General features: G+C 61.5%; 24 protein-coding genes. All 24 read left to right on the top strand.

Annotated features, from left to right (window positions below):
• The first annotated feature begins 7 nt into the window (after positions 1-7).
• The 24 genes from rplC to rpsD all read left to right on the top strand — a co-directional run bounded on the left by rplC (position 8) and on the right by rpsD (position 12263).
• Entirely contained in the window at positions 8-658 is a 651-nt protein-coding gene (rplC, locus tag LR961_RS14630) for a 50S ribosomal protein L3 (RefSeq protein ID WP_232150682.1), read from the top strand.
• Positions 659-670: 12 nt separating this feature from the next.
• A complete protein-coding gene (gene rplD, locus LR961_RS14625; RefSeq protein WP_232150680.1) occupies positions 671-1276 on the top strand; it encodes a 50S ribosomal protein L4 in 606 nt (201 codons plus the stop codon).
• On the top strand, positions 1273-1572 hold the full coding sequence (gene rplW, locus LR961_RS14620) for a 50S ribosomal protein L23 (protein WP_232150678.1): 300 nt from the start codon (positions 1273-1275) through the stop codon (positions 1570-1572). Before rplD ends, rplW begins: the two co-directional genes overlap by 4 nt.
• Before the next feature lie 10 nt (positions 1573-1582).
• A complete protein-coding gene (gene rplB / locus LR961_RS14615) occupies positions 1583-2410 on the top strand; it encodes a 50S ribosomal protein L2 (RefSeq protein ID WP_232150676.1) in 828 nt (275 codons plus the stop codon).
• Positions 2411-2416: 6 nt separating this feature from the next.
• Positions 2417-2686: a 30S ribosomal protein S19 gene (gene rpsS, locus LR961_RS14610; protein ID WP_057649294.1), complete on the top strand. Its 270-nt coding sequence runs from the start codon at positions 2417-2419 to the stop codon at positions 2684-2686.
• A 12-nt stretch (positions 2687-2698) separates the two neighbouring features.
• Complete coding sequence (gene rplV / locus LR961_RS14605) at positions 2699-3034, top strand: 50S ribosomal protein L22 (RefSeq protein WP_132866034.1); 336 nt, start codon at positions 2699-2701, stop codon at positions 3032-3034.
• A gap of 18 nt (positions 3035-3052) precedes the next feature.
• Entirely contained in the window at positions 3053-3787 is a 735-nt protein-coding gene (rpsC, locus tag LR961_RS14600) for a 30S ribosomal protein S3 (RefSeq protein WP_232150674.1), read from the top strand.
• A gap of 5 nt (positions 3788-3792) precedes the next feature.
• Entirely contained in the window at positions 3793-4206 is a 414-nt protein-coding gene (rplP, locus tag LR961_RS14595) for a 50S ribosomal protein L16 (RefSeq protein ID WP_057629593.1), read from the top strand.
• Positions 4206-4391 carry a 50S ribosomal protein L29 gene (gene rpmC / locus LR961_RS14590; protein ID WP_054657204.1) on the top strand — a complete coding sequence of 62 codons (186 nt, stop codon included), beginning with the start codon at positions 4206-4208 and terminating at the stop codon, positions 4389-4391. Before rplP ends, rpmC begins: the two co-directional genes overlap by 1 nt.
• An 11-nt stretch (positions 4392-4402) precedes the next feature.
• Entirely contained in the window at positions 4403-4672 is a 270-nt protein-coding gene (rpsQ, locus tag LR961_RS14585; protein WP_232150672.1) for a 30S ribosomal protein S17, read from the top strand.
• A gap of 13 nt (positions 4673-4685) precedes the next feature.
• On the top strand, positions 4686-5054 hold the full coding sequence (rplN, locus tag LR961_RS14580; RefSeq protein ID WP_019186153.1) for a 50S ribosomal protein L14: 369 nt from the start codon (positions 4686-4688) through the stop codon (positions 5052-5054).
• A gap of 16 nt (positions 5055-5070) precedes the next feature.
• Entirely contained in the window at positions 5071-5388 is a 318-nt protein-coding gene (gene rplX, locus LR961_RS14575; protein ID WP_053519745.1) for a 50S ribosomal protein L24, read from the top strand.
• Positions 5389-5399: 11 nt separating this feature from the next.
• Entirely contained in the window at positions 5400-5942 is a 543-nt protein-coding gene (gene rplE / locus LR961_RS14570) for a 50S ribosomal protein L5 (protein ID WP_062169033.1), read from the top strand.
• An 18-nt stretch (positions 5943-5960) separates the two neighbouring features.
• Entirely contained in the window at positions 5961-6266 is a 306-nt protein-coding gene (gene rpsN, locus LR961_RS14565) for a 30S ribosomal protein S14 (protein WP_232150670.1), read from the top strand.
• A 214-nt stretch (positions 6267-6480) separates the two neighbouring features.
• Positions 6481-6879 carry a 30S ribosomal protein S8 gene (rpsH, locus tag LR961_RS14560; protein WP_232150667.1) on the top strand — a complete coding sequence of 133 codons (399 nt, stop codon included), beginning with the start codon at positions 6481-6483 and terminating at the stop codon, positions 6877-6879.
• A gap of 15 nt (positions 6880-6894) precedes the next feature.
• Entirely contained in the window at positions 6895-7422 is a 528-nt protein-coding gene (gene rplF, locus LR961_RS14555) for a 50S ribosomal protein L6 (RefSeq protein ID WP_232150666.1), read from the top strand.
• 33 nt (positions 7423-7455) lie between these two features.
• The gene (gene rplR, locus LR961_RS14550; RefSeq protein ID WP_232150664.1) at positions 7456-7809 is read left to right on the top strand and encodes a 50S ribosomal protein L18; all 354 of its coding nucleotides are present in this window, start codon (positions 7456-7458) and stop codon (positions 7807-7809) included.
• 159 nt (positions 7810-7968) lie between these two features.
• Positions 7969-8511 carry a 30S ribosomal protein S5 gene (gene rpsE, locus LR961_RS14545; protein ID WP_232150661.1) on the top strand — a complete coding sequence of 181 codons (543 nt, stop codon included), beginning with the start codon at positions 7969-7971 and terminating at the stop codon, positions 8509-8511.
• Complete coding sequence (rpmD, locus tag LR961_RS14540; RefSeq protein WP_232150660.1) at positions 8504-8695, top strand: 50S ribosomal protein L30; 192 nt, start codon at positions 8504-8506, stop codon at positions 8693-8695. The genes rpsE and rpmD overlap by 8 nt, the downstream gene beginning before the upstream one ends.
• Before the next feature lie 6 nt (positions 8696-8701).
• Complete coding sequence (rplO, locus tag LR961_RS14535; RefSeq protein ID WP_232150658.1) at positions 8702-9145, top strand: 50S ribosomal protein L15; 444 nt, start codon at positions 8702-8704, stop codon at positions 9143-9145.
• Positions 9146-9152: 7 nt separating this feature from the next.
• A complete protein-coding gene (secY, locus tag LR961_RS14530) occupies positions 9153-10508 on the top strand; it encodes a preprotein translocase subunit SecY (RefSeq protein ID WP_232150656.1) in 1356 nt (451 codons plus the stop codon).
• Between the two features lie 349 nt (positions 10509-10857).
• On the top strand, positions 10858-11214 hold the full coding sequence (gene rpsM, locus LR961_RS14525) for a 30S ribosomal protein S13 (protein ID WP_057629605.1): 357 nt from the start codon (positions 10858-10860) through the stop codon (positions 11212-11214).
• Between the two features lie 12 nt (positions 11215-11226).
• Positions 11227-11619 (top strand): 30S ribosomal protein S11, encoded by a 393-nt coding sequence (gene rpsK, locus LR961_RS14520; protein WP_054657227.1) that lies wholly within the window; start codon positions 11227-11229, stop codon positions 11617-11619.
• Between the two features lie 14 nt (positions 11620-11633).
• A complete protein-coding gene (rpsD, locus tag LR961_RS14515; protein ID WP_057633112.1) occupies positions 11634-12263 on the top strand; it encodes a 30S ribosomal protein S4 in 630 nt (209 codons plus the stop codon).
• The last annotated feature ends 33 nt before the right edge of the window (positions 12264-12296 follow it).

The raw sequence follows: 12296 nt of genomic DNA, 5'->3' as shown, positions 1-12296 counted from the left end.
TACGACCATGACGAAGAAATATTCGTTGGGCTTCGTGGGCCGCAAGGCTGGCATGAGCCGCGTTTTCACTGAAGATGGCCGCTCCATCCCGGTGACCCTGATCGAAGCAACCCCGAACCGCATCGCGCAGATCAAGACCGTTGAAGTTGACGGCTACAGCGCAGTGCAGGTGACCGTCGGCGCCCGTCGCGCTGCGCTGGTCAACAAGCCGGAAGCCGGCCACTTCGCCAAGGCGAAGGTGGAAGCGGGCCGTGGCCTGTGGGAATTCCGCGTTGAAGACGCCCAGATCGGCGACTTCGCCGTCGGTGGCGAAATCAAGGCAGACATCTTTGAAGTCGGCCAGACGGTTGACGTCCAGGGCGTCACCAAGGGTAAGGGCTTCCAGGGCACCATCAAGCGCCACAACTTCCGTATGGGCGATGCAACCCACGGTAACTCGCTGTCGCATCGCGCGCCGGGTTCGCTGGGTCAGCGCCAGACCCCGGGTCGCGTTTTCCCGGGCAAGAAGATGTCCGGCCACATGGGTGCTGTGCAGCAGAGCACGCAGAACCTGGAAGTGGTCAAGGTCGACGTCGAGCGTGGTCTGATTGCCATTCGCGGCGCCGTGCCTGGCGCAGCCGGTGGTGACGTGATCGTGCGTCCGGCGAGCAAGGCATAAGGAGAGATGACGATGGAACTCGTTATCACGGGTAGCAATAACAAGGTCTCGGTCTCCGAAGCCGTGTTCGGTCGCGATTTCAGCGAAGATCTGGTTCACCAGGTCGTCGTTGCTTACCGCAACGCCGCTCGCGCCGGCACCAAGGCACAGAAGACGCGCTCTGAAGTGGCTGGTACCACCAAGAAGTCGAAGAAGCAGAAGGGTGGTGGCGCACGTCACGGTGCCCTGACCGCTCCGATCTTCGTCGGCGGTGGTGTCACCTTCGCGGCCAAGCCGCGTAGCTTCGAGCAGAAGGTCAACCGCAAGCAGTATCGCGCCGCCATGTGCGCCATCCTGTCCGAGCTGAACCGCCAGGGTCGCCTGACCATCGTTGAGTCGTTTGATGTCGAAGCGACCAGCACCAAGGCACTGATCGGCAAGCTGGCTGGCCTGGAAGTGGGCAAGCGCCCGCTGATCGTCACCGAAGAGGCTTCCGAGCATCTGTACCTGTCGGCCCGCAATCTGCCTTACGTGCAGGTGCGTGACGTCCAGGGCCTGGATCCGGTTGCGCTGGTCGGTGCCGACACGGTCGTCATCACCGCTGATGCGGTCAAGAAGGTCGAGGAGTGGCTGGCATGAGCAGCAACGAAAAAATCTTCAGCGTGCTGCGCGCTCCGCGAGTCTCCGAGAAGACCGCGCGCCTGCAGGAAATCTCCAACCAATACGTCTTCGAAGTTTCGAACGAAGCCACCAAGGCCGATGTAAAGGCCGCGGTTGAGCAGCTGTTCGACGTCAAGGTCGAGTCGGTCAACGTGCTGAACGTCAAGGGCAAGAACAAGTCCTTCCGTAACCGCGCAGGCCGCCGCGGCGATTGGCGTAAGGCGTACGTGCGCCTGGCCGATGGCCAGTCCATCGATGTAACGGCCAAGGCCTGAGGTACATCCCATGCCATTGATGAAATTCAAGCCCACCTCCGCAGGCCGTCGTTCGGCCGTGCGCGTGGTCACGCCCGATCTGCACAAGGGCGCACCGCACGCAGCGTTGCTGGAGCCGCAGAGCAAGTCCGGTGGTCGTAACCACCACGGTCGCATCACTACCCGTCACGTGGGTGGTGGTCACAAGCAGCACTACCGTCTGATCGACTTCAAGCGCAACAAGGAAGGTATTCCGGCTCGCGTGGAACGTATCGAATACGATCCGAACCGCACCGCCCATATCGCCCTGCTGTGCTACGTCGACGGCGAGCGTCGCTACATCATCGCCCCGAAGGGCCTCAAGGCAGGTGACCAGGTCATCTCGGGCGCTCACGCCCCGATCAAGACCGGCAACACCCTGCCGCTGCGCAACATCCCGGTCGGTACCACCGTCCACGGGATCGAGCTGAAGCCGGGCAAGGGCGCTCAGATCGCTCGTGCTGCTGGTGCAGCCGTGCAGCTGGTCGCTCGTGAAGGCATCTACGCCACCCTGCGTCTGCGCTCGGGTGAAATGCGTAAGGTGCCGGTCGAATGCCGCGCCACCATTGGTGAAGTTGGCAACGACGAGCACAACCTGGAAAAGCTGGGCAAGGCCGGTGCCAAGCGTTGGCGCGGCGTCAAGCCGACCGTCCGCGGTGCAGCCATGAACCCGGTTGACCACCCGCACGGTGGTGGTGAGGCCAAGGCTGGCCAGGGTAATCCGCATCCGGTCACCCCGTGGGGTGTCCCGACCAAGGGTTACAAGACGCGCCATAACAAGCGCACTCAGCAGTTCATCGTCCGCGATCGTAGGGGCTAATCGACCATGGCACGTTCACTCAAGAAGGGCCCGTTCGTCGATCACCACCTCGTCAAGAAGGTGGAGGCCGCTGCGGGCAGCAAGAAGCCGATCAAAACCTGGTCGCGCCGTTCGATGATCCTGCCTGAAATGGTTGGCATCACCATTGCCGTGCATAACGGTAAAAACCACGTCCCGGTTCTCGTCAACGAGAACATGGTCGGTCACAAGCTCGGCGAATTTGCCGTCACCCGGACCTTCAAGGGTCACGGTGGCGACAAGAAGTCGGGCAAGTAAGGAGAGATGACAATGGAAGCGAAAGCAATCCTGCGCACCGCGCGCATCTCCCCGCAGAAGGCTCGTCTGGTCGCTGACCAGGTGCGTGGCCTTCCGGCCGAGCGTGCGGTCAACCTGTTGAAGTTTTCGGACAAGAAGGCTGCCCACCTGATCAAGAAGGTGGTGGAGTCGGCTATTGCAAATGCCGAAAACAATCAGGGCGCTGACGTCGACGAGCTGAAGGTCAAGACCATCATGGTTGATGAAGGTCCGACCCTGAAGCGTTTCATGGCGCGGGCGAAAGGCCGCGGTACCCGCATCCTCAAGCGCACCAGCCACATCACTGTGGTTGTGGGCGCCGGCAAGTAAGCGGAAAGGATAAAGACCATGGGTCATAAAGTTCATCCGATTGGTATCCGCCTCGGTATTTCCAAGGATTGGAACTCCAAGTGGTACGCCAACAAGGCCGAGTTCGCTGGTTACCTGGCGGCCGACCTGAAAGTGCGCGAAATGCTGCGCAAGAAGCTGGCTCAGGCCGGCATCTCCAAGATCCTGATCGAGCGTCCGGCCAAGACGGCGCGCGTGACGATTCACACCGCCCGTCCGGGCGTGGTGATCGGCAAGCGTGGCGAGGACATCGAGAAGCTGCGCAAGGAAGTGAGCGAGATGATGGGCGTCCCGGCGCACATCAACGTCACCGAAGTTCGCAAGCCTGAGTTGGACGCACAGCTGGTTGCCGAGTCGATCGCGCAGCAGCTGGAGCGCCGCATCATGTTCCGCCGTGCAATGAAGCGCTCGGTCGGCAACGCGATGCGCCTGGGTGCCCTGGGCATCAAGGTCAACGTGGCTGGCCGCTTGAACGGCGCTGAAATCGCCCGTTCGGAGTGGTACCGCGAAGGCCGCGTGCCGCTGCACACCCTGCGCGCCGACATCGACTACGGTTTCGCTGAAGCCAGCACCACCTACGGCATCATCGGCATCAAGGTCTGGATCTACAAGGGCGAAGTCTTTGATTTCTCCCAGGTTGGCCAGGAAAAGCAGGACGACAGCCCGCGCAACGATCGTAACGATCGCGGCGACCGTGGCGACCGTCCGTCGCGCCCGGCTCGTGAAGCGAGGTAACGGCAATGTTGCAACCCAAGCGAACCAAATACCGCAAGATGTTCAAGGGCCGCAATGACGGTCTGAGCTGGAGCGCGAATGCCGTCAGCTTTGGCGAGTACGGCCTGAAGGCAACTGCCCACGGTCAGCTGACCGCGCGTCAGATCGAAGCGGCTCGCCGCTCGATCAGCCGCTACGTCAAGCGCGGCGGCAAGATGTGGATCCGCGTGTTCCCCGACAAGCCCATTACCAAGAAGCCCATCGAAGTTCGAATGGGTGCCGGTAAGGGTGGCGTGGAGTACTGGGTCGCTCAGATCCAGCCGGGCCGCATGATTTATGAAGTCGAGGGCGTTACCGAGGAAGTGGCACGCGAGGCGTTCCGCCTGGCCGCTGCCAAGCTCTCGGTGACCACCACTTTCGTGACCCGGACGGTGCGCTGATGGACATCAAACAACTCCGCGAGAAGTCGGCTGACGAACTCAAGGCCCACCTGACCGATCTGCGTAAGGAGCAGTTCTCGCTCCGCATGCAGCAGGTCACCGGCCAGCTGCCGAAGACCCATGAAACCCGCCGGGTGCGCCGCGAGATTGCTCGCGTCAAGCACCTGATCGGCAGCACGAAGTAAGGATGGCTGCTATGAGCGAAAATACTGAAGTGAAAGCGCTGCGCACGGTCGAAGGCCGTGTCGTCAGCAACAAGATGGACAAGACGGTCACCGTGTTGGTGGAGCGCCAGGTCAAGCACGCCCTGTACGGCAAGTACATCAAGCGCTCGACCAAGCTGCACGCACACGACGCCGACAACGCCTGCAAGGAAGGCGATGTCGTTCGCGTGACCGAGATTGCTCCGATGTCCAAGACCAAGAACTGGCGCGTGGTGGAAGTCATCACGCGTGCGGCTGAATAAGGAGATCTGAATCATGATCCAGATGCAGAGCTACCTCGACGCCGCGGACAATTCCGGTGCCAAGGAACTGATGTGCATCAAGGTGCTGGGTGGTTCCAAGCGCCGTTATGCCCACATCGGCGACATCATCAAGGTCACCGTGAAGGACGCAATTCCGCGCGGCAAGGTCAAGAAGGGTGAAGTGTATGACGCCGTCGTGGTGCGTACCCGTAAGGGTGTGCGTCGCGCCGATGGCTCGCTGATCCGTTTCGACGGCAACGCCGCGGTCCTGCTCAACAACAAGCAAGAGCCGATCGGCACCCGCATCTTTGGGCCGGTGACCCGTGAACTTCGTTCCGAGAAGTTCATGAAGATCGTCTCGCTCGCTCCCGAAGTTCTGTGAGCGCCAGGAGATAATCATGGCTAACCGTATCAAGAAGGGCGACCAGGTTGTCGTCAACACCGGCAAGGACAAGGGCAAGCAGGGCGAAGTCGTCCGCGTCGACGGCGACCGTGTGGTCGTCGCCAACGTGAACATCGTCAAGCGCCACACCAAGCCGAACCCGCAGGCAGGTGTTGCCGGCGGCGTGGTCGAGCGTGAAGCTTCGATCCATATCTCCAACGTCAATGTCCTGAACCCGGCTTCGGGCAAGGGCGAGCGCGTTGGCTTCAAGGTGCTGGAGGATGGACGCAAACTGCGTGTGTTCCGCTCCAGCGGTGAGGCGCTCGACGCCTGAGGAATGAATTGATGAATTCCCGTCTCGAAAAGTTTTACAAGGAAGAAGTGGTGCCGGCGCTGACCAAGCAGTTCGGCTACACCAATCCGATGGAAGTGCCGCGCCTGGTCAAGGTCACCCTGAACATGGGTGTGGGCGAAGCTGCGACCAACAAGAAGGTTCTTGAGAACGCCGTTGCCGACATGACCAAGATCACCGGCCAGAAGCCGGTGGTCACCAAGTCGCGCGTCTCGGTGGCTTCGTTCAAGATCCGTGATGGTTGGCCGATCGGCTGCAAGGTCACGCTGCGTCGTGACACCATGTTTGAGTTCCTGGATCGCCTGATCAACATCTCGCTGCCGCGCGTGCGTGACTTCCGCGGCGTGTCGGGTCGTTCGTTCGACGGTCGTGGCAACTACAACATGGGCGTGAAGGAACAGATCATCTTCCCGGAAATCGACTTCGACGCCGTCGACGCGATCCGCGGTATGGATATCGCCATCACGACCACCGCCAAGACCGACGCGGAAGCCAAGGCGCTGCTGGCAGCGTTCAAGTTCCCGTTCCGTAACTGATTCGTCGAGGATACCGAAATGGCAAAGACCTCCATGGTCAACCGCGACATCAAGCGGGAAAAGCTGGCCAAGAAGTACGCCGACAAGCGTGCAGCTCTGAAGAAGATCGTGTCCTCCGTGGACGCGAGCTACGAAGAGAAGATCGAAGCCGCAACCAAGTTGTCCAAGCTGCCGCGCGATTCGTCGCCGAGCCGCCAGCGCAACCGTTGCGAGCTGTCGGGCCGTCCGCGTGGCGTCTACAGCAAGTTCGGCCTGGGCCGTAACAAGCTGCGTGAAGCCACCATGCGCGGCGATGTGCCGGGCCTGCGCAAGGCGAGCTGGTAAGACTTCCGTGCCGGGCCGCAAGGCCCGGCCGGAACACCGGAGGGGCAACCTGAAGGTGACTCAAAGAGTCCGACGCAAGTCGGACTTTTTGTCGTATAATCCCGCTCCTTGCCTGTCCGAAACTGACTGGCTGGTGTGGTAGGGGCCCTGGCCCATCCCAGGAAAACACGAGATTTTCGCGAAAGCGGATATCGGTGCACTCAAAGGTATCTACATGAGCATGACTGATCCCATCGCCGACCTGCTGGTTCGCATCAAGAATGCGGCCGCGGTTGGTAAGCAGACGGTGAAAGCCCCGTCGTCCAAGATCAAGGTGGCAATCGCCCAGGTCCTGAAGGACGAGGGTTACATTGCTGACCTGCGCGTCAACAAGCTGGAAAACAACAAGGCCGAGCTCGAAATCGTCCTGAAGTACTTCGAGGGCAAGCCGGTCATCGCTACCCTGAAGCGCTTCTCGCGTTCGGGTCTGCGCCAGTACCGCGGCAAGTCCGAGCTGCCGAAGGTCCTCAACGGCCTGGGCATCGCCATCATTTCCACCTCCAAGGGCATCATGACTGATGCGCAGGCGCGCCAGCACGGCGTCGGCGGCGAAGTCCTGTGCTTCGTGGCCTAAGGGAAGGAGTCCACTATGTCCCGTGTAGCCAAGAAGCCGGTCAACCTGCCCAAGGGCGTTGAACTGAACATCCAGCCGGAATTTGTCAGCGTGAAGGGCCCGAAGGGCACCCTGTCGCTGAACAAGGCCGCTGGCGTCGAAATCACTCTTGAGAACGGCGTTGCCACGCTGAACCCGAAGGACATCTCCTTCGATGCGCTCACCGGCACCGTGCGTTCGATCCTGGCCAACATGGTGCAGGGCGTGTCCGAAGGCTTCGAGAAGAAGCTGGAGCTGGTGGGCGTGGGTTACCGCGCTGCCATGCAGGGCAAGGACCTGAACCTGTCGCTGGGTTTCTCGCATCCTGTCGTGTTCGTGGCGCCGGAAGGCATCACCCTCTCGACCCCGACGCAGACGGAAATCGTCGTGCAGGGCGCTGACAAGCAGGTCGTGGGTGAAGTCGCAGCCAAGATTCGCGGTTACCGTCCGCCGGAGCCCTACAAGGGCAAGGGTGTGAAGTACGCCGGTGAAGTCATCATTCGCAAGGAAGCCAAGAAGGCCTAATTCTTAGGTTTTCAGCTTTCGAGGATAAAGAACATGAACAAGAACATTGCTCGTCTGCGCCGCGCCAAGTCGACCCGTTCGCACATCCGTACCCTGGGTGTGGCACGTCTGTCGGTCCTGCGCACCGGCCAGCACCTGTACGCACAGGTCTTCACCGCCGACGGTTCCCTGGTGCTGGCTGCTGCCAACACCGCCCAGGCTGAAGTCAAGGAAGGCCTGAAGAGCGGCAAGAACTGCGAAGCCGCTGCAAAGGTCGGCAAGCTGATCGCCGAGCGCGCCAAGGCTGCGGGCATCGAGAAGGTCGCTTTCGACCGCTCGGGCTACCGCTACCACGGTCGCATCAAGGCGCTGGCTGATGCCGCCCGTGAAGGCGGTCTGCAGTTCTAAGTAATCAGGGAAGGGGCCTTGCGCCCCTTCCTGTCTGCCTGCCGTCACGGGAAGTGCCGGGCGGCCGTGGTTCTTCTGCAACCGCGGCTGATTCAACGCTTCACTTCACAACCATAAGCGGCCCCGAGCCGTACATACCCAACCAATCAAGGAATCAACATGGCAGAAGAACGTCAGTCGCGGGGTCGCGATCGCGATCGCAACCGCGAAGAGAAGATCGACGACGGCATGATCGAAAAGCTGGTCGCGGTCAACCGCGTCAGCAAGACCGTCAAGGGCGGTCGCCAGTTCACCTTCACCGCTCTGACCGTGGTCGGCGATGGCGAAGGCAAGGTCGGTTTCGGCTATGGCAAGGCGCGCGAAGTGCCGGTTGCCATCCAGAAGTCGATGGAGCAGGCCCGCAAGAACCAGGTCAGCGTTGATCTGAACAACGGCACCCTGTGGCACACCATCAAGGATGGTCACGGCGCTGCTCGCGTGTTCATGCAGCCGGCTTCGGAAGGTACCGGTGTGATCGCCGGCGGTGCCATGCGCGCCGTGCTGGAAGCCGTTGGCGTGAAGAACGTGCTGGCCAAGGCCACCGGTTCGCGCAATCCGATCAACCTGGTGCGTGCCACCGTGAAGGGCCTGTCTGCTGCGCAGTCGCCGGCTCGCATCGCGGCCAAGCGCGGCAAGAAGGTGGAGGATCTCAACCATGGCTAATGAGACCAACAAGACCGTGAAGGTGCGCCTGGTGCGCGGCCTGCGTGGAACCCAGTCGCGTCACCGTCTGTCGGTGCGTGCCCTGGGCCTGAACAAGCTCAACGATGTGCGTGAACTGAAGGACAGCCCGCAGGTTCGCGGTCTGATCAACAAGGTTCAGTACCTCGTCCAGGTTGAGGAGTAATCGACCATGACTATGCGTCTCAATGAACTGAGCCCGGCACCGGGCGCCCGCACCGAGCGCACCCGCGTCGGTCGTGGCATCGGCTCCGGCTTGGGCAAGACCTGCGGCCGCGGCCACAAGGGTTCGTTCGCTCGTAAGGGCGGCGGCAAGATCAAGGCTGGCTTCGAAGGCGGCCAGACCCCGATGCAGCGTCGTCTGCCGAAGATCGGCTTCAGCTCCCGGACTGCCAAGGACACCGCCGAAGTGCTGTCCTACCATCTGGACCGTCTGGAAGCCGGTGAGATCGATTTCGCCGCACTGCGTGCAGCGAAGCTGGTCCCGTCGACGGCCAAGAAGGCGAAGATCGTCCTGAAGGGCGAGCTGACCAAGGCATTCACCCTGAAGGGTGTTGCGGCTACCGCCGGTGCCAAGGCTGCGATCGAAGCTGCCGGCGGCAGCGTACAGGAGTAACTGGAACATGGCGCAAGCTGGCATCGGTAACCTCGCGGGCGGGATGGGCAAGTTCACGGAACTTCGCCAGCGTCTTCTGTTCGTACTCGGGGCATTGCTCGTCTATCGCATCGGCTGCTACGTGCCGGTGCCGGGCGTCAATCCCGATGCCATGCTTGCGCTGATGCAGGCGCAGGGCGGCGGTATCGTGGACATGTTCAACATGTTCTCGGGCGGCGCCCTGCACCGTTTCAGCATTTTCGCGCTGAACGTGATGCCGTACATCTCGGCATCGATCGTGATGCAGCTGGCTGTCCACATCTTCCCCGCGCTCAAGGCGATGCAGAAGGAAGGTGAATCGGGCCGTCGCAAGATCACCCAGTATTCGCGCATCGGCGCGGTGCTCCTGGCGGTGGTGCAGGGCGGCAGTATTGCGCTAGCACTGCAGAACCAGGTGTCGCCGGGCGGTGCTCCGGTCGTCTACTCGCCGGGCATGGGCTTTGTGCTGACCGCCATTATTGCCCTGACCGCCGGCACCATCTTCCTGATGTGGGTGGGTGAGCAGGTTACCGAGCGTGGCATCGGCAACGGTGTTTCGCTGATCATTTTCGCCGGCATCGTCGCCGGCCTGCCGGCCGCGGTCATCCAGACCGTGGAGGCGTTCCGTGATGGCAGCATGAGCTTCATCTCGCTGCTGATCATCGTGCTGGTGGTGCTGGCCTTCACCTACTTCGTGGTGTTTGTCGAGCGCGGCCAGCGCCGTATCACGGTCAATTACGCCCGCCGTCAGGGTGGTCGTAATGCCTACATGAACCAGACCTCGTTCCTGCCGTTGAAGCTGAACATGGCGGGCGTGATTCCGGCCATCTTCGCCTCCAGCATCCTGGCTTTCCCGGCCACGCTTGCAATGTGGTCCGGCCAGGCCAGTTCGGCCACGTGGCTGCAGAAGGTTGCCAACGCGCTGGGCCCGGGCGAGCCGCTGCACATGATTGTGTTCGCTGCGCTGATCAGCGGCTTTGCGTTCTTCTACACCGCGCTGGTGTTCAACTCGCAGGAAACCGCGGACAACCTGAAGAAGTCCGGTGCTCTGATTCCGGGCATCCGTCCGGGCAAGGCGACCGCCGAGTACATCGACGCCGTGCTGACCCGCCTGACGGCCGCCGGTTCGCTGTACCTGGTCATCGTCTGCCTGCTGCCGGAAGTCATGCGCACCCAGCTCAATGCCTCGTTCTACTTCGGTGGCACGTCGTTGTTGATCGTGGTGGTGGTGGTGATGGACTTCATTGCCCAGATCCAGGCGCACCTGATGTCGCACCAGTACGAAAGCCTGCTCAAGAAGGCGAACCTGAAGGGTGGCAACCGCGGCGGTTTTGCACGCGGCTGATTCACCGGTTATAATTTCCGCTTCATTGCGTGAAGGCTGTCCCGGTTCCCGGGGCAGGGCCTTCAAAACAGAAGGGCGGCCCCTGCAGCGGTTTCGGGTGGGGGTGTGATGTGGTTGTTCCGCGCGGGAGTAGCGCGGGCGGCTCGGGGAAACTTCCCCTTGCCAGGCACATCCGGCGCCGGAGCGCGGGCACACTCCCCACGCCGGGCTCATGGAACCTTGTGTTCCACGGGCTTCCAAGCAAACCGAGACCTTGTTAGTATCGCTAGTTCACTTTTTTGATCCATCCTGCCGGATTGGCGCGCCCATTGGTGCGCATTCGGCCATCACTCAGCTGGAGAACCGCGTCATGGCGCGTATTGCAGGCGTCAACCTGCCAGCCCAGAAGCATGTCTGGGTCGGGTTGCAAAGCATTTACGGCATCGGCCGTACCCGTTCGAAGAAGGTCTGCGAAGTCGCAGGCGTTGCTTCGACCACCAAGATCCGTGACCTGTCGGAGCCGGAAATCGACCGACTGCGTCTGGAAGTCGGTAAGTACATTGTCGAAGGCGACCTGCGCCGTGAAATCGGCATTGCCATCAAGCGTCTGATGGACCTGGGCTGCTACCGCGGTCTGCGTCACCGCCGCGGTCTGCCGCTGCGCGGTCAGCGCACCAAGACCAATGCTCGCACCCGTAAGGGTCCGCGCAAGGCTCTGAAGAAGTAAGGGACCTAGAAAATGGCTAAGCCCGCTGCTGCTAAGACCAAGAAGAAGATCAAGCGCGTCGTCACCGACGGCGTTGCCCACGTCCACGCTTCGTTCAACAACACCATCGTGACCATCACCGACCGTCAGGGCAATGCATTGTCCTGGGCGACCTCCGGTGGCGCCGGTTTCCGTGGCTCGCGTAAGTCGACTCCGTTCGCCGCTCAGGTTGCCGCCGAAAAGGCTGGCAAGGCTGCGCTGGATTACGGCCTGAAGTCGCTGGAAGTCCGCATCAAGGGTCCGGGTCCGGGCCGTGAGTCGGCCGTGCGTTCGTTGAACAACGTCGGCTACAAGATCACCAACATCATCGACGTGACGCCAATCCCGCACAACGGGTGCCGTCCGCCGAAGAAGCGTCGCGTCTAAAGGAGCGATAAGAAATGGCTCGTTATATCGGTCCTACCTGTAAGCTCGCCCGCCGCGAAGGCGCCGACCTCTCCCTGAAGAGCCCGGCCCGCGCGTTGGACTCCAAGTGCAAGCTGGAGCAGAAGCCCGGCCAGCACGGCGCGACCGCCCGCAAGGGCAAGCTGTCCGACTACGCCACCCAGCTGCGTGAAAAGCAGAAGGTCAAGCGTATCTACGGTCTGCTGGAGCGTCAGTTCCGCAACTACTACAAGAAGGCCTCGACCAAGAAGGGCAACACCGGCGAGAACCTGCTGCAGTTGTTGGAAACCCGTCTGGACAACGTCGTCTACCGCATGGGCTTCGCTGTGACCCGTCCGGCTGCTCGTCAGCTGGTCTCGCACCGCGGCGTCACGGTCAACGGCAAGTCGGTGAACCTGGCTTCGTACCAGGTCAAGGCTGGCGACGCGATCGCCCTGTCCGAAAAGGCTGCCAAGCAGCTGCGCGTCCAGGAAGCCCTGGTCGTTGCCGAGCAGCACGACCTCAGCCCGTCGTGGGTCGAAGTCGATTCGAAGAAGTTCAGCGGCGTCTTCAAGGCTGTGCCGGATCGTGCCGACCTGCCTGCGGATATCAACGAAGCGCTGATCGTCGAGTTGTATTCGAAGTAATTCACAATGGAGAACCTCCGGGTTGCACCGGAG

The organism is Stenotrophomonas sp. SY1 (genome assembly GCF_021202945.1).
GTDB lineage: Bacteria > Pseudomonadota > Gammaproteobacteria > Xanthomonadales > Xanthomonadaceae > Stenotrophomonas.
The sequence above is the reverse complement of the archived record's forward strand: the minus strand, read 5'-3'. Positions and strand labels throughout refer to the sequence as shown.

Coding starts and splice junctions, on each gene's coding strand:
- rplC (WP_232150682.1), top strand. CDS start 8: ATGACGAAGAAATATTCGTTGGGCTTCGTGGGCCGCAAGGCTGGCATG.
- rplD (WP_232150680.1), top strand. CDS start 671: ATGGAACTCGTTATCACGGGTAGCAATAACAAGGTCTCGGTCTCCGAA.
- rplW (WP_232150678.1), top strand. CDS start 1,273: ATGAGCAGCAACGAAAAAATCTTCAGCGTGCTGCGCGCTCCGCGAGTC.
- rplB (WP_232150676.1), top strand. CDS start 1,583: ATGCCATTGATGAAATTCAAGCCCACCTCCGCAGGCCGTCGTTCGGCC.
- rpsS (WP_057649294.1), top strand. CDS start 2,417: ATGGCACGTTCACTCAAGAAGGGCCCGTTCGTCGATCACCACCTCGTC.
- rplV (WP_132866034.1), top strand. CDS start 2,699: ATGGAAGCGAAAGCAATCCTGCGCACCGCGCGCATCTCCCCGCAGAAG.
- rpsC (WP_232150674.1), top strand. CDS start 3,053: ATGGGTCATAAAGTTCATCCGATTGGTATCCGCCTCGGTATTTCCAAG.
- rplP (WP_057629593.1), top strand. CDS start 3,793: ATGTTGCAACCCAAGCGAACCAAATACCGCAAGATGTTCAAGGGCCGC.
- rpmC (WP_054657204.1), top strand. CDS start 4,206: ATGGACATCAAACAACTCCGCGAGAAGTCGGCTGACGAACTCAAGGCC.
- rpsQ (WP_232150672.1), top strand. CDS start 4,403: ATGAGCGAAAATACTGAAGTGAAAGCGCTGCGCACGGTCGAAGGCCGT.
- rplN (WP_019186153.1), top strand. CDS start 4,686: ATGATCCAGATGCAGAGCTACCTCGACGCCGCGGACAATTCCGGTGCC.
- rplX (WP_053519745.1), top strand. CDS start 5,071: ATGGCTAACCGTATCAAGAAGGGCGACCAGGTTGTCGTCAACACCGGC.
- rplE (WP_062169033.1), top strand. CDS start 5,400: ATGAATTCCCGTCTCGAAAAGTTTTACAAGGAAGAAGTGGTGCCGGCG.
- rpsN (WP_232150670.1), top strand. CDS start 5,961: ATGGCAAAGACCTCCATGGTCAACCGCGACATCAAGCGGGAAAAGCTG.
- rpsH (WP_232150667.1), top strand. CDS start 6,481: ATGAGCATGACTGATCCCATCGCCGACCTGCTGGTTCGCATCAAGAAT.
- rplF (WP_232150666.1), top strand. CDS start 6,895: ATGTCCCGTGTAGCCAAGAAGCCGGTCAACCTGCCCAAGGGCGTTGAA.
- rplR (WP_232150664.1), top strand. CDS start 7,456: ATGAACAAGAACATTGCTCGTCTGCGCCGCGCCAAGTCGACCCGTTCG.
- rpsE (WP_232150661.1), top strand. CDS start 7,969: ATGGCAGAAGAACGTCAGTCGCGGGGTCGCGATCGCGATCGCAACCGC.
- rpmD (WP_232150660.1), top strand. CDS start 8,504: ATGGCTAATGAGACCAACAAGACCGTGAAGGTGCGCCTGGTGCGCGGC.
- rplO (WP_232150658.1), top strand. CDS start 8,702: ATGACTATGCGTCTCAATGAACTGAGCCCGGCACCGGGCGCCCGCACC.
- secY (WP_232150656.1), top strand. CDS start 9,153: ATGGCGCAAGCTGGCATCGGTAACCTCGCGGGCGGGATGGGCAAGTTC.
- rpsM (WP_057629605.1), top strand. CDS start 10,858: ATGGCGCGTATTGCAGGCGTCAACCTGCCAGCCCAGAAGCATGTCTGG.
- rpsK (WP_054657227.1), top strand. CDS start 11,227: ATGGCTAAGCCCGCTGCTGCTAAGACCAAGAAGAAGATCAAGCGCGTC.
- rpsD (WP_057633112.1), top strand. CDS start 11,634: ATGGCTCGTTATATCGGTCCTACCTGTAAGCTCGCCCGCCGCGAAGGC.